8 protein-coding genes are annotated in these 15061 nt (G+C 45.6%); 7 read left to right on the forward strand and 1 reads right to left on the reverse strand.

Going from position 1 to position 15061, the window contains the following annotated elements; all coding sequences use genetic code 11:
- Window positions 1-226 precede the first annotated feature (226 nt).
- Genes AC4MRV_RS03425 through AC4MRV_RS03445 form a run of 5 tightly spaced genes read left to right on the forward strand, consistent with a single transcriptional unit; the run spans window position 227 to window position 8691 of the window.
- Window positions 227-2245 (forward strand): prolyl oligopeptidase family serine peptidase, encoded by a 2019-nt coding sequence (locus AC4MRV_RS03425; RefSeq protein WP_491186019.1) that lies wholly within the window; start codon window positions 227-229, stop codon window positions 2243-2245.
- Window positions 2246-2257: 12 nt separating this feature from the next.
- Window positions 2258-4396: a TonB-dependent hemoglobin/transferrin/lactoferrin family receptor gene (locus AC4MRV_RS03430; protein WP_491186020.1), complete on the forward strand. Its 2139-nt coding sequence runs from the start codon at window positions 2258-2260 to the stop codon at window positions 4394-4396.
- 9 nt (window positions 4397-4405) lie between these two features.
- On the forward strand, window positions 4406-6682 hold the full coding sequence (locus AC4MRV_RS03435; RefSeq protein ID WP_491186021.1) for a proprotein convertase P-domain-containing protein: 2277 nt from the start codon (window positions 4406-4408) through the stop codon (window positions 6680-6682).
- Window positions 6683-6697: 15 nt separating this feature from the next.
- Window positions 6698-8125: an Lcl domain-containing protein gene (locus tag AC4MRV_RS03440; RefSeq protein ID WP_491186022.1), complete on the forward strand. Its 1428-nt coding sequence runs from the start codon at window positions 6698-6700 to the stop codon at window positions 8123-8125.
- A complete protein-coding gene (locus tag AC4MRV_RS03445; protein ID WP_491186023.1) occupies window positions 8125-8691 on the forward strand; it encodes an Lcl C-terminal domain-containing protein in 567 nt (188 codons plus the stop codon). Before AC4MRV_RS03440 ends, AC4MRV_RS03445 begins: the two co-directional genes overlap by 1 nt.
- A 52-nt stretch (window positions 8692-8743) precedes the next feature.
- Here the strand turns inward: AC4MRV_RS03445 and AC4MRV_RS03450 are convergent, their stop codons facing one another.
- The gene (locus AC4MRV_RS03450) at window positions 8744-11245 is read right to left on the reverse strand and encodes a molybdopterin oxidoreductase family protein (protein ID WP_491186024.1); all 2502 of its coding nucleotides are present in this window, start codon (window positions 11243-11245) and stop codon (window positions 8744-8746) included.
- A gap of 392 nt (window positions 11246-11637) precedes the next feature.
- Between AC4MRV_RS03450 and cobA the strand changes: the two genes are divergently transcribed.
- A complete protein-coding gene (gene cobA, locus AC4MRV_RS03455) occupies window positions 11638-12468 on the forward strand; it encodes a uroporphyrinogen-III C-methyltransferase (RefSeq protein ID WP_491186025.1) in 831 nt (276 codons plus the stop codon).
- Window positions 12469-12511: 43 nt separating this feature from the next.
- Window positions 12512-15049, forward strand: a complete 2538-nt coding sequence (nirB, locus tag AC4MRV_RS03460; RefSeq protein ID WP_491186026.1) for a nitrite reductase large subunit NirB — start codon at window positions 12512-12514, stop codon at window positions 15047-15049.
- Window positions 15050-15061 lie beyond the last annotated feature (12 nt).

The raw sequence follows: 15061 nt of genomic DNA on the forward strand, positions 1-15061 counted from the left end.
AGTAGTGCAAATACGCTGACTAATATTCGCATTAATATTCAATAGATAATGAGTGTTTCTTGTTCAATTACCAAGAACACTCATCCTACCACTAAAGCTTTTACTCTATAAAATCGCAATTTTAGGTGATCTAAATCACAATTATCTGTAAACGATAATTGATCTCATTACCATTCGCATGCACTATACGCGCCCTATCAAAAATTTATATATTGCGTCGTATATTATGAAGTTAGTGAATATTATTCTGCTTTCTATGTCAGCCATAGCTGCAAATGCTATAGCAAATGAAAAACTGGATACAGAACAGTATGACTATCAATGGCTAAGAGATGACTCTCGTTCAAACTCTGACGTTACTGACTATCTTAAGCAACGCAATAACGAAGTCGAACAATTCCAGAAAAGACTCCAACCTTTAGCGGATTCTTTATTATCTGAGTGGTCGAACAATCGCCCTAAACGCGCGAATCAACCTTGGTTAATTGATGGAGAAAACGAATTTTTACTGTCATCCATTGACGGTGAGCGCTGGTTAACGACGCGAAAACTTGGCGAGAAAGAAGAGACGAAATTGCTAAGCATCGGTGAGCGAGCAGAGAAGCATGCCTACTATGAACTTGGCAATTGGTCACTAAGTCCAGATGGCAAGCACGTTGCCCTGGCGGAAGACATCGTTGGGAATGAACAATATCAATTGGTTGTTGTAACACTTAGCTCTGGGGAAGAGCAGACAATTGCGACAGGCAGTGATACGACCATGCTCTGGTCTTTAGATGGTAAGCAGATCTACGCGGTGACCAAAGTAGGTGAAGATGCACGTCCTGCAAAGCTAACCCGCTATTCTTTAGAGGGCCAAGCTAAACTTGATATGTTTGTGGAAACAGATCAAGCATGGCTAGTGTCAGCTTATCCCACAAGTCAAAGTCAATACGCTGTGGTTCAGTCGAACTCTGAATCTTCTAGCGAGCAGCGTCTTCTCGATTTATCTTCAGGACAGCTGCTTGAACCGCTTGCACTGCGCCGAGATAACGTTGAGTACTACGCGGATGTAGCCAATGACCAGCTGATTATTCAAAATAATGTCGATGGTGATTTCGCTCTTTATCAAGCGAAATCAATCGAGGCTGATTGGCTGAAAATCTACGCGCCTCACTCAAATGCGACACTCGAAACCTACCATCTTTTTAAATCAGGTATCGCGGTGATCGAACTCGATGAAGGACAAAAGAGTCTCGTCATTTTGGATGAGGCCGGCAATGAGAAACGTCGAGAGCTGTTATCTGCACCAGGCAGTGTAGGTTGGGTGAGCCGCGTTGGTGACTATGCAAGTGATAAGTTACGTATCCGTTCAATGTCGATGGTGCAGCCTGCGATGTGGGAAGAGTTTGATGTCTCGACATTAACGCGCTCCAAACTGAGCCAAGACCAATACCCTAGTTACCAGCCAGCGGAATACCAGACTAAGCGGATACTGATTGATTCAAATGGAGTAAAAGTGCCAGTGACACTGGCCTACAAAACGTCATTACTCACTAAAAGTTCACCTGTGATTTTGTATGGCTACGGTGCTTACGGATTTACTATGAAGCCTTACTTTATGCCTCAGACGGTGTCGTTAATGGACAGAGGCATAATCTACGCAGTCGCTCATGTTCGCGGTAGCGGGTATTTTGGTGCGGACTGGCATCATGAAGGGCGTGGTGTGAATAAACTTAATGGGGTGAATGATTTTGTCGCAGCAGCGAAAGCAATGACCCAATATCAACAGGGAAGACGAGCGGTTGCAGCTATCGGTTCTAGTGCTGGTGGTACGTTAGTTTCGGCGGCGATCAACCAATCTCCAGATCTTTTTGCTGCGGCGAGCTTGAACGTGCCTTTTGTTGACGTGGTGGCGAGTATGTCTGATTCCACTCTTCCTCTTACTGGCCAACAATACTTGGAATGGGGTAATCCAAACCAACCCAACGAGCTTGCCAAGATGTCGGCTTATGATCCGATGTCGAATATCGTCAAGGCCTCTTATCCACCACTATTGGTGCGAGTTGGGTGGCATGATCGTCGAGTTCCTTATTGGGAGGGAGCTAAGTATCTCACCAAGATCAAAGCCATGAGTACAGGAACAGGCCCTTATTTGCTTTATACAGATTTTGAAAGTGGCCACGCTACGGATAGGCGCCAGTCATCACTGAGACAAGCAATGGACTACGCATTTCTTATTAATCAATTACAAACATCGGAATAACCGGAGCCATCCATGAAACTTTCACAAGTTAATGTTGCTGTGCTGACCGCACTAGCGACGGGCCTTGTACACGCTGAATCTGACGTAAGTACCTTTGAAGAGGTCGTTGTTACGGCCAATAAATACGAAGAATCGTTATCGGAAACAGCGGGTTCGGTGTCGGTCATTGATGGTGAAGAATTACGCAAACGTGGTTCAACTGAGTTATATGAAGCGCTAAAGAATGAGCCAGGTGTAAGCGTGACTGGATCGGCGGGCACAGCGCAAAACATTACCATTCGTGGCATGTCTGGCAACCGAATTTCGATAGTGAAAGATGGCATCGCGACATCTGACGGCTATGGCGCTAATGACCTTAATGATGTCGCAGGCCATAACTCGTTTGATATTGCAGCGGTTAAAGAAATTCAAGTTGTTAAGGGCGCAAGCTCAACCAGCTATGGCTCTGGCGCGCTTGGCGGAGTGGTGATTGTTAAGTCACTTTTGCCAGAAGATCTACTTAAAGGAGAAGACTTCTATGTGGATGGTGCGGCAAACTACTCTGATAACAGTGGGCGCTATAGGCTTTCTTCCAACTTAGCATTTAGCTTGGGCGACACTAGCTCGTTGGTTCAGGCTGCCTATTGGAACGGAGAGGAGACGAAGTCTTACGACAGTAATCTTTGGAACCGAACAATTGATGGCATTAGCGCGGCATACACTGTTCAACATTACCTAAATGACGAGTGGATACTAAAAGCAAAAGCAGATTTCTACCGTGAGATGATGGTCCGTGAAGAAGGTATTGCGCCTCCTCAACGTGATGCTCGAATGGAAATCGACACCTTTTATGAGGAAAAAACCACCTCGACTTATCTGTTTTGGGTGGGAGCAGAGCATGAATCGCAAGCATTGCTTCTGGATACCTTGGACACCAAGCTGTACTACCGAAACACCTTGTTCAATGAAGACAATAACAAGTTGATGTACAGAGATTCTAACGGTGTTCGCTTACTTCGTCGTGAGATAGAAAACCGTCAATTTAACGATCAGCTTATTGGTTGGTCAGCCGATCTAACAAAAGAAGTATACCAGGGCGATGTGAAACACACTGTTGTTTATGGTGGCAAGCTTGAGACGACTTATCATGAACGCCCTGTTGATGAAAAGCTGACCGACTGGCACGGAGTTCAGGTTACCGAAACTAACCCCTTTGCACCTGCAAGAAGCTACTCCATTGGCGCGTTCATTCAAGACTCAATGGAAATTGGCCGCTGGCGAGCAATGTTAGGTTTGCGCTTTGACTCGTATCGTTTGAGCTCAGAAGACGGTGAATCAATTAGCATGGAAGATTTGCCTGATAATAACAGCAGCGAAGTATCGCCAAGTGCATCTATCGCGTACCAATTCACGCCATCTTTTAGCAGTTACTTTAGTTATAAACATGGCTACCGTGCGCCGGAGTACTCGAAAACCTACGGTTTAGTCAGCCATGACTTTGTCCAAGGGAACGCCTTTGTCATATTGCCTAACTTCGATTTAGAAGAAGAAACGAGTGACAGTTTTGAGCTTGGCGCTAAGTACGATGACGGCACGTTGCGTGTTTACGGGGCGGTTTTCTACAACGTATTTACTAACTTTATTGACCAAAAGACCCTAGGTAAAAACTCTGATACGAACCTCACTGAGCTTACTTTTGCCAACCTTGACGGTGTGCGTACCTATGGTGGTGAAGCATCGGTGGAGTACAAATTAACAAATAACATAGTGGCGCGCACCAGCGTTGGTGTTGTGGATGGTAAGGATAACGAAGGGGAATACGTGAGAGCGATAACTCCACTTGAAGGAAACCTTGCTCTTGATTATGACGATGGCGCATTCAACGGTTATGTACAGCTAAACTGGGCGGATCACATGAATCGCACTACCACGTGTGTCGATCAGCAGACAAAAATGGAAGTAGATTGTGCAACTACTGCCGGCTGGGGGGCGGTAGATGTGGGCGCTGGGTATGACTTTGGTAACAACGCTTCAATCAACGTAAACGTTATTAACCTGTTCGATCGCGAATATATTCGCTATCAAGATATTGCTGGCATGGAAAGCTTGCATGAGAAATGGCAAACCGAATCTGGGCGCTATTTCACCGTTAACGCTCGCTATGCATTTTAAGGAGCGAACATGAAGTTAAAATACTCAATTATTGCTCTGTCTCTTCTTAGTTCATGCGTGATGGCTGGAGAATGGGATTACCCTGCGGGTAACGAAGTTATCGTCGATGCATCGGCGGCGCAAGCCTACCTGCTTGAAAACTATCCTGGAGCTGGCAGTGTCGCTCTTCGATATCAGACAGAGAGTAAACTGGGCTCTCAATACAACTTTGACATTATTTTGAATGGAGAGTACCAAGCGCAGCGGACATTGGTGGTGCACACCGACAAAGATGGTCTTATACAGCGCGTATTTAAGAGTTTAGATGACACTATTATCCGTAATGGTGTACCGACAAAAGCCGCGGAGTTAGAGGCTCCGCGCCGACTGAAAGCACAGCGTCCTCCTGAGCTGTCGTCAGGAAATATCGTGGCAGCATCGGTGAACATTGTTGATCCAGACCTACGCACCATGGATAGGCAAGCGCCGCCGACAACACCATGGTTGGATGTTGCTGACTACCCAAATGCGCCGAGATTTGTCGAGCGACAAGTGGAAGTACTCAGCAGTGGAGGTAAGTACTACTTAGCTAACTCCCGTGTTACTCAAGTTGATGCCGAATATCTAGAAGAGTACCAAGCTGACTCAGACACATGGGTGGAAAGTGGGAGCGCATCGTTTTTGGGTCAAGAAGGGGTCACTGAGTTTAGTCAACTCAGCGATCTTAAACGTCTCACCTTTGCAAGTAATGACTTTACCCAAGTCATGGCGTTTTATCATATTGATGCGTCGTTACGTTACGTCGAGTCCCTTGGCTATTCACTGTTTGATCAACCAGTGCAAATGGATGCTCGCGGTCTATCGAACAATAACTCGAGTTACTTCTATGGTCCGAAAGCTGCCATGTTCGGTATTGGAGGATCTCCTGATGCGATTGATGCCGATGTAGTCATTCATGAATTGGGTCATGGTATTCACTATCAAATCGTTAAGGATTGGGCTTATGGCCATACCGGCGCGATGGCTGAAGGATTTGCCGATTACTGGGCAGGTTCTGCGAGTTATCGAAAACTTTACCAACAAGGTTCCAAGTTTGAAATTGATACGGTATTCAACTGGGATGGATACTTTGGTAACAGAATCTCTACCCGTAGTTTATGGAACCAACGCGCAAAGTATTTTGAATCGAGCGAATATCGAGCGCACGAAAGTGTAGGGGGAGAGCTCGGTGATGAGCTTTGGTCAACACCACTATTCCAAACGTTAAAGCAAGGCGTGGAAAAGTACGGACAGGAGGCGTTTGAAGAAGTCGATACGATAGTACTTGAGTCCATGTTTGGCCTAGGTCGAGGTATGAAAATGCACGATCTGGTCGAAAGTATGCTGTATGTGGCTGACAAGCTTTACCCATCACGCGATTACCGTGAAATTCTGAAAAATAACTTCGCTCTGCATGGACTAGAAAAAGCCCCATTTCGCTTGGAGCTAAACAGTCGTTATGTGGATGAATCTGAGCCACTGACTGTTCGTTTGATTGCTAATGGCCGTCAAGCAACAGTAAACGCAACTTTAGCAACATCAAATGGTGAGCAAGTTACGTTCACGCAGGATAAGTTTGCCGTTGCAACTCAAAGCATAGAATTTAACGAGGTTGATATTTGCGGTGTTCCATTTGAGCTGAACGCAGATGTTGAGTACCAGTTTGAAACCAATTTGCAAACGTTGAATTGGCAGCACAGCCGCTCTCTAGTTATGGGCGTACCACAAATTAACCAACCGATAAAAGTACAAAATTCAGTATTGCCAAATGCTTCATTGGCGAACAACGGAACCTTCAATGCGGGTTTTAAGAGCTTTAATTTTATCATTAACGATAAGGTCAAAGTGGGTAACAACTTTGGCGTCTACATCAAGATAAATCACGCCCGCCTTAGCGACTTACAGATTGAGCTAGTGTCACCATCAGGCTCAAGAACTATGCTCGTTGCTAATCAAAACTACTCATTACAATCCAAGGATTTCTATTGGGTAGCTAAGCACGATGAATTACTAGATGTGTTTATCGGAGAGTCGTTGAACGGAACCTGGCGACTGGAAGTGTCCGACGTGGGTCTTGGTAACTCGGGGCATTTAGTCGAGTGGGCCATCGGTGAAGTTGAACGCTACACCTGCGGCTTAGCCACGGATAAGACAGAAATCAATCATACCAACAATAAATCCGGCTCAGGGGGAGGCGCGTTCTCATGGGGGCTTTGGCTTCTAGGTGGACTATTACTCTGGCGTCGTGAGCAGAATCGAAATCATTAATAAAGAAAGTAGCATATGAAAACTCAACTTACTTTGCTTGCCGCAGCTGTCGTACTGGCGGGATGTGGCGGCGGTGGCTCTGATGACAGCGCACCAACATACACTCTTTCAGGCACAGTTAACGCCCATGCGGCAAACGGTGACGAAAAAGTCTGTATCGACCTAAACCAAGACTTTATCTGTGATGCTAATGAGCCAAGTACCAAAGCAGCAGGCGGAAAGTTCTCTTTCACTAGCGCTAGCAAGGCAATACTAGACGCGCCTATCGTTGTGGAATTGGACACAGGCGTGACGACTCTTAGCGCTTACTCTAACGGTAACGGAGCTTCTATTTTGGTGGCTCCAGGGCAACGTAAAGCAAGCGGCAATAACGTTAATGCGATCTCCACTCTGGTTGCAGGACAAGTTGCATCAGGTGATACCGTGCAATCTGCTGTGCGAAAAGTGAGTGTTCAGCTAGGCAAGCTTGGTCTTCCAAATGATGACATCCTTAATAATGGTGATGCGAGTGAATACCAAACTCTAGAACAGAATGTTCTGACTCTTACCAGCGCGATCGACAGTGGTGAGCGTAACGCGCAGCTTTTCGCGTTAGCATCAAAGCTTAATGATTACCGCAGCTTTGTTTTGGATGCAGCCCCTTCGGATGAAGACACGACGAATCTGATTACTAAGTTAGAGTCTGTGGTCGCTCAAAAAGGCTTTAATGATACGGGCATCACGCAGTTCTTTGCAGACGGCGCAGTGACCGAAGAAGCCCCAGCGGACTACCCTGGGCAAGATGCTTCGTTTGGTCATGATGCAAAAGATGGCGGGTTTAAGTTTGTTAAGCTTGATAATAATCGCCAAGAGTTGGCCGCAGATGCTCAGCAATGGTCATGTGTTCAAGACCAGCGCACGGGCTTAATTTGGGAAACCAAACTGAATGATGAATCATCACCGCGTCATGTAGATCGCTTGTTTGCCTACCAAGAGTCGGGTGTTATTGATCCCTACTATGAAGACATCGATGTCTTAGGTTGTCGTGATAGTGACAATATCTGTACAACCGAAGAGTACGTGAATTACCTTAACACTGAGGCAGTATGTGGCTTGACTAACTGGCGTCTGCCTACTTCGCACGAAGTGTACAACTTGATTGACTTCGGCGAGACGCAAACTGATGAAAGTAACAATGTGTATGGGTTTACTAAACAGTTCTTCCCATTACAAAGTATCGCTAGTTACTACGAAACCGGTGTAATTTGGACTAAGTTTGCCTCGTTCTCAGAGTACTCCGATCAAGCTTGGGCGAATGGTCATTTCTTCAATGCGATTGAAACACGTGGCGCTTCACGTGGTTCGATTAGCCCGCAGGAAATTTACACCAGTGAGTCACCAGCAGACAGCGGAGACTCTTACCAATTTGCTATTCGTTTAGTCGCAGATGTGGAGGCGAAGTAATGAAAAAGTTCTCAATAGGTCTGGCGTTAACTTTGGCTTCGACATTGTCTATGGCGGCACAAGAGTGTCATGTGGATTTCTCTAAGAGTACGCCAAACATTCGTTATGAGTTCAATGATAATGGAACAGTGAAAGATAAAATTACTGGCCTAACATGGATGCGCTGTGCAGTTGGCCAAAAGTGGAACGCTGCGCAAGAGACGTGTACTGGTGACGCTACGGGGATGTTCTGGCAAGCGGCTCTAAACGAAGTTGAATCGATCAACCAAAGTGAAAGTCATGCTCTGCACAAATTTGGCGACAAGCAGAAGTGGCGTATGCCAAACATTAAAGAGTTGGTGAGCTTGGCTGAATTCTCTTGTAGAACGCCAGCTATGAACATCAAAGCCTTTAGTGGCGCATTTGATACGCGTACCAGTGATGCTGATCTTACGTCATATATTTGGAGTAACCATCATCTACCAGGTGCGACAACGATCATGACGTTTGACACGCGTAACGCCCAAGTCTTTAGTTACGGGGCTGCACAAGCGAAACTGGGTGTGTTACTGGTTGCCGACGAGTAATAGAGATAAAGCGAGCGTTTAAGCTCGCTTTTTTTCATTTAGTCTTCTAAGCCTAAGCGGCGTTCTTTTGTGTCTTTGAGAACTTGAACAGGCCTATTGATTCTAGATCATTGAGTGGAGTGTTGTACCACTCAGTCATGCCTTGTAAAGCCGAATCGTCAAACTGTAGCTGAATAAATAAAGCCAGTTCAACCCTCTTACTGCTTACGGACACGTATTGGTGTCTTCCTTCCTTTGTCACTGAATTGGCTGAGATAGCTTTGTTATGGTTAAGCCATAACTTGCGTTGAAGTAGGTGGTCTAATTCGGCGCAGCTTAACCGTGATTCAATGCGGTACAGATAGCCATTGGGAATCTTCTGTCTTGCCCAATAGTCCACAACGGATAGGTCAAGGTTGCTGCGAGAGAATATCAGCGCTGTGCTATGAGTCTTAACTGCTGAAATGGTTACGGGGGTATATTTAAACTCTGGTTGACCGGAGTAGGGGTCGGTCAAAGCAGGAATAAGACTACAAGGTTTAGCATTATTCGCAGTAAGGCTACTCCAGTGGATAGGACTAAAGAGCTGAGCTTGGGTGACATCGTCACTGTACTCAGCTCGAGCGAGGTATTCGCCCTGAGCGTTTTCAATACGGACTAACTGCTTGTCATGTATGTGGTAGTGCTGAGCAGTCTCTGGATGGATTTGAATGTAAGGCTCACTTTTGTGACTTGCTAATTTGGGCGATAGACCTGTGCGAGACATGGTATGCCATTGATCTCGCGTTCGACCGCTATTGAGAAATAAAGGGAATTCAGTGGTTAGCTGTTGCTTCGGGTGAGCATGTTTAACCGCGATAAAATTGGCTTTGTGATTTGCGGTATAGAATCGCTTGTCGACGAATAAACGCTGGTGCGCGACTTGAGTTTGTAGCTGGGTAACAGGCCATTGTTGTGGCGTCATTTTGCTGTAGCTAAGGTCATCAATGTGGGTGAGCCCTGACAGTGAGAAATCTCGCTGGCGCTTTGTATTCCCTTGGATAGACAGCTTGGCATACTCGCGGAAAATATCTGCTTCATGTAAGTAGTTAAAAGCGTCTTTAAACCCCATCTTTTGCGCCACTTGGCTGATGATCCACCAATCTGGCTTCGCCATACCTGGACTAGGAAGAATGCGGCGTTGGCGAGATATACGTCTTTCTGAGTTGGTGACGGTGCCTGACTTCTCGCTCCAGCCTTGAGCGGGCAATACCAAATCCGCTAGGCGAGTTGTTTCGGTGTCAGCGATACAATCTGACACGACAACAAACGGGCACGTTTCGAGAGCATGTTTGATTTTTTCTGAGCCAGGGAGGCTAACCATGGGGTTGGTTGCCATGATCCAAATCGCCTTTATCTTACCATCAGCCATAGCATCAAACATATCAATGGCTTTCAATCCGGGCTTTTTTACGAGATTGTCGGTTTGCCAGAATTGACTGACGAGTTGTAAATGTTCTGAGTTCTCAAATTCCATGTGTGAAGCTAGCGTGTTTGCGAGTGCGCCCACTTCACGCCCACCCATAGCATTGGGTTGGCCCGTCACAGAGAAAGGCCCCATACCCGGCTTACCTATTTTTCCTGTTGCTAGATGGCAGTTGATAATGCTGTTTACTTTGTCAGAGCCAGAGGTTGATTGATTAACGCCCTGCGAGTAGATCGTTAGCACCTTGTCGGTCTTTGAAAAAACTTGATAAAAGCGCTCTAACCTTTTTTGGTCAATGCCAGTTATGGTGTCAATGTCGTGCTCTTTATGCGCTTGTTGAAGTGCCTGGTCGAAATCGTTGGTATGTTGGGCAATAAAGCTCGTATCAAGTTGTTTGTTTATGCTTAGGTGAGTAAGTAGACCATTAAATAGCGCAACGTCAGAGCCCGGCTTAATCGCTAAATGTTCATCTGAAATCTCACAGGTCTCTGTCGATCTTGGGTCAACCACGACAACTTTCAGTGATGGATTATTTTGCTTTGCACTGCGAAGGCGTTGAAATAATACAGGGTGACACCATGCGAGATTAGAGCCGACCAAAACAACCAGCTCAGCCTGCTCTATGTCTTCATAGCAAATCGGCACGGTATCTGAGCCAAATGCTCGTTTGTGGCCAACAACGGATGATGCCATACACAAACGTGAGTTACTGTCGATGTTGGCACTTCCCATAAAGCCTTTAATCAGCTTATTGGCAACATAGTAATCTTCGGTTAACAGTTGTCCTGATACGTAAAAAGCGACAGATTCAGGGCCAAATTCTTTGATAGCTTGAGTAAATTTGTCGGCTACCGTTTGCGTGGCTAAGTCCCAGTCTAGGGTCTTACAATCAGTCGCACTGACACTGGTTGGCGATAGTAATCGACCATCGTGAATGACAGTTTCACCAAGTGCTATCCCCTTGGTGCAGAGCTTTCCGTTATTTGAAGGGTGCTCTTTATCACCGCGAACTTCCAGCTCTCCCGTCATTTTAGGTCGAGCTTCAAGACCGCAACCAACGCCACAATAGGCGCATGTGGTTTTTATCCATCCTTGTTCAGATTGTGTCATAGCTCTACTCCATCTTTAATATGGCTACTGTTTTTATTTAATTACTAGCAACTAGTGAACCAAGTTGGGAATATAAGCTAGCAAACCTAAAATGTTAATAATGTTCAATGGGTTAGATTCACTTTGCGTATATTGTTAATGCGAAGGCTAAATATATATTCGATTAATCCTTATCATGTTTGCACCATTAGATTCCAATCTGCACCACAAGTGTTCAATTTATCAGTTTTTATTCATTGTTTTATTAATTGTTATTTGAGTTTTGTTTGTTGGTGTTTATTTATCTGATTGTTTTATAAAGGTTATGTGATTTTGTTTTTGATTATTTCATGATTGGGCATTTGTTTTGCAGTGTTGATATTGCTCGCATTATTAGCCGCAGGAAATAGAGAATGAATATAAGAAAACAATTTGGTAATAACGATGTTTCTTTCGGTAAGGTTATTTTAGTCGGTGCCGGCCCTGGTGATGTGGAATTACTAACGATTAAAGCTTTAAAAACTATTGAGTCTGCAAAAGTCATCATTTTTGATAATTTGGTGAGTGAGGAGATTCGTCAGTTATTTCCTTCCCACGCAAAAAAAATCTATGTAGGAAAAGCAAAAGGCCACCACAGCGCAACTCAAGATGAGATCAACAACCTACTCGTCAGCTATGCCCAAAACGGTGAGGACGTATGCCGCGTAAAAGGCGGGGATGCGTTTGTCTTTGGTCGTGGCAGCGAGGAAATGTTATTTCTGGCGCAGCGAGGTATTCAAGTGGAAGTGGTCCCAGGTGTAACCGCCGCTTCAGGTTGTACGAGCTACGCTCACATTCCGTTAACTCATCGAGGAATTGCTCAGGGGTGCACTTTCATCACGGCGCATGCTGACAAAGAGTTAGATCTTAATTGGTCTGTACTCGCAAAACTCAACCAAACCCTGGTGATTTATATGGGGTTAAGTAAAACCGAGCTCATCACTCAAGAGTTAATTCGAGGGGGGATGGCGGACACCATGCCAGTCGCCTTGATAGAAAATGGCTGCACGCCTCAGCAGCGCGTTTTTACTGGTGACATTACACAGTTAAGTGCACTTAAACGTAAACACAAGGTGCAATCACCTGCCCTCATTGTTGTAGGAGAGGTGGTTTCAATCGCCAGCAAAATGCAGTGGTTAACAGGCTTGAGCAGTCAAGCTGAGTTCCTTAAGACTGAGCAATTGGATTTGTGTATTCCAGCTTAAGAAACGAACTCATTAGAAAAATATAACAACTAGGAAGTGAAGTATGAGCAAGGAAAGGATTGTAGTTGTCGGTAATGGAATGGTGGGACATAAGTTCATTGAAACCTTAATTCAAAGTCAACGTAACGATATTGAGGTAATCACGTTTGCCGAAGAGTCACGCTTGGCTTATGACCGAGTTCAATTAACGTCGTATTTGACAGGTAAAACCGCAGACGATCTCGCGATGACTAATGATGATTATTATCGCGAGTGTGGTGTTAACTATGTCCTAAACGAAAAAGTGGTCGATATCGACTCGAAAGAAAAGTCGGTGACTACCGCGTCCGGTCGCGTGGAGCAATACGATAAGTTGGTGCTCGCTACCGGTTCGTTCCCCTTTGTGCCACCTATTCCGGGTAATGATCAAGAACACTGCTTTGTCTATCGGACACTAGAAGATCTCGATGCGATTGAAGCTTCAAGCAAGCAAAGTAAAACGGGGGTAGTCGTAGGTGGTGGTTTGCTTGGGTTAGAAGCGGCAAACGCAATTAAGAATTTAGGACTTGAAACGCACGTCGTTGAGTTCGCACCTCGTCTTATGGCTGTGCAATTGGAAGAGGGGGGAGGCGCTTTACTGAGACGTAAAATTGAAGCGATGGGAGTTTCGGTTCATACAGAAAAAGCCACCACAGAGATTGTTAAAGGCGATAGTGCGCGCTATCGAATGATGTTTGCTGATGGAAGCTCTCTTGAAACCGACATGATTGTATTCTCTGCGGGAATTCGACCGCAAGATGAGTTAGCTAAGCGGGCGGGACTAGAAGTAGGTGCTCGTGGTGGTATCACCATTAACAATCACTGTCAGACAAGCAATGAACAGATATACGCTATTGGTGAGTGCGCGTTATGGCAGAGCCAAATTTTCGGTCTAGTTGCCCCGGGCTATCAGATGGCCAAAGTGGCGGCCAGTCATGTACTTTCTGACGCAAAACCGACAGAGTTCCTTGGCGCAGATATGAGCACTAAGTTGAAGCTATTGGGGGTTGATGTCGCCAGTATTGGTGAAGTGCATGGCCAAACACAAGGAGCGCAATCATATACCTATAGCGATGAGATCGAGCAAGTCTACAAGCGCTTGATTATTTCTCAAGATGGACAGCGAATCGTTGGTGCGGTGCTGGTGGGTGATGCTGACGCGTATGGTTCGCTGCTGCAAATTAAGCAAAATGATTTGCCTTTGCCAGATAACCCAGCGGTGCTTATTTTGCCCAATGTGGCGGATGATGAATCGTCAGCGCTGGGTATTGATGCCCTACCAGACAGTGCAATGATCTGCTCGTGTTTTGACGTGACGAAAGGGGATATCAAGCAGGCTGTTGCTTCAGGTTGCACGACAATGGCGTCGCTCAAAGAGTCGACTAATGCATCAACTGGATGTGGAGGTTGTTCCGCGTTGGCAAAACAAGTCTTGGATAACGAACTGCTCACTCTTGGTGTCGAAGTGAACAATGATCTTTGTGAACACTTTGCTTACTCACGCCAAGAGCTCAGCGACATTATACGAGTGAACCAAATCAAAACATTTGACGCCTTGCTTGAGCAATACGGCACCGGGTTAGGGTGTACTGTATGTAAACCCGCGGTGGGTTCCATTTTAGCTTCATTCTGGAATGACTACATCCTTGAAGATGACCTGATTGAGCTACAAGATACCAACGACATCTACTTGGGTAATATGCAAAAGGACGGCACCTATTCGGTGGTGCCTCGGGTTGCTGGTGGAGAGATCACCCCCGACAAACTGATTGTACTTGGTGAGGTTGCTAAAGAGTTCGATTTATACACAAAGATCACCGGGGGCCAACGTATTGATTTGTTTGGTGCGCAGCTCAACGATTTACCACTAATTTGGCAAAAACTGGTTGATGCTGGGTTTGAAACGGGCCACGCCTATGGCAAGTCTGTGCGTACCGTGAAATCTTGCGTAGGCAGTACATGGTGTCGCTATGGAGTTGGTGACAGTGTTGGCTTTGCGATTGACCTAGAGAATCGGTACAAAGGTCTGCGCTCGCCGCACAAACTCAAGTTTGCTGTTTCAGGCTGTACCCGCGAGTGTGCTGAAGCGCAGTCTAAAGATATCGGTGTAATCGCTACAGAAAACGGGTGGAATTTATATGTGTGTGGTAACGGTGGTATGCGTCCAAGGCATGCCGACTTGTTTGCCAGTGATCTTGACGAAACCACGTTAATTCAATACATCGACCGAATTTTAATGTTCTACATTCGCACCGCTGATCGTCTGCAACGTACTTCAGTGTGGATGGAAAATCTCGAAGGTGGTTTGGAATATCTTAAGCAAGTGGTCATTGAAGATAAGCTTAGCGTGTGTGCTGAGTTAGAAAAAGAAATGCAGGCCAACATTGATAAGTACCAATGTGAGTGGAAAACAACATTGGAGTCACCTGAGAAACTCAAACGATTTAGTCACTTTATTAATAGTGACCAGCGAGATGAGGGCTTAGCTTTCACTTCTATTAGGCAACAACGCTTTCCTAAGCCGCAATCTGAGCAGAACATCGAGGTCGTCGAAGTCTCTTAACAACATTGATAA

The sequence above is a fragment of the Vibrio sp. genome (genome assembly GCF_984391705.1).

What these genes read in the sequence shown, in the direction of transcription:
- AC4MRV_RS03435 (WP_491186021.1), top strand. Translation starts at nt 4,406, where the DNA reads ATGAAGTTAAAATACTCAATTATTGCTCTGTCTCTTCTTAGTTCATGC.
- AC4MRV_RS03445 (WP_491186023.1), top strand. Translation starts at nt 8,125, where the DNA reads ATGAAAAAGTTCTCAATAGGTCTGGCGTTAACTTTGGCTTCGACATTG.
- cobA (WP_491186025.1), top strand. Translation starts at nt 11,638, where the DNA reads ATGAATATAAGAAAACAATTTGGTAATAACGATGTTTCTTTCGGTAAG.
- AC4MRV_RS03440 (WP_491186022.1), top strand. Translation starts at nt 6,698, where the DNA reads ATGAAAACTCAACTTACTTTGCTTGCCGCAGCTGTCGTACTGGCGGGA.
- nirB (WP_491186026.1), top strand. Translation starts at nt 12,512, where the DNA reads ATGAGCAAGGAAAGGATTGTAGTTGTCGGTAATGGAATGGTGGGACAT.
- AC4MRV_RS03430 (WP_491186020.1), top strand. Translation starts at nt 2,258, where the DNA reads ATGAAACTTTCACAAGTTAATGTTGCTGTGCTGACCGCACTAGCGACG.
- AC4MRV_RS03450 (WP_491186024.1), bottom strand. Translation starts at nt 11,245, where the DNA reads ATGACACAATCTGAACAAGGATGGATAAAAACCACATGCGCCTATTGT.
- AC4MRV_RS03425 (WP_491186019.1), top strand. Translation starts at nt 227, where the DNA reads ATGAAGTTAGTGAATATTATTCTGCTTTCTATGTCAGCCATAGCTGCA.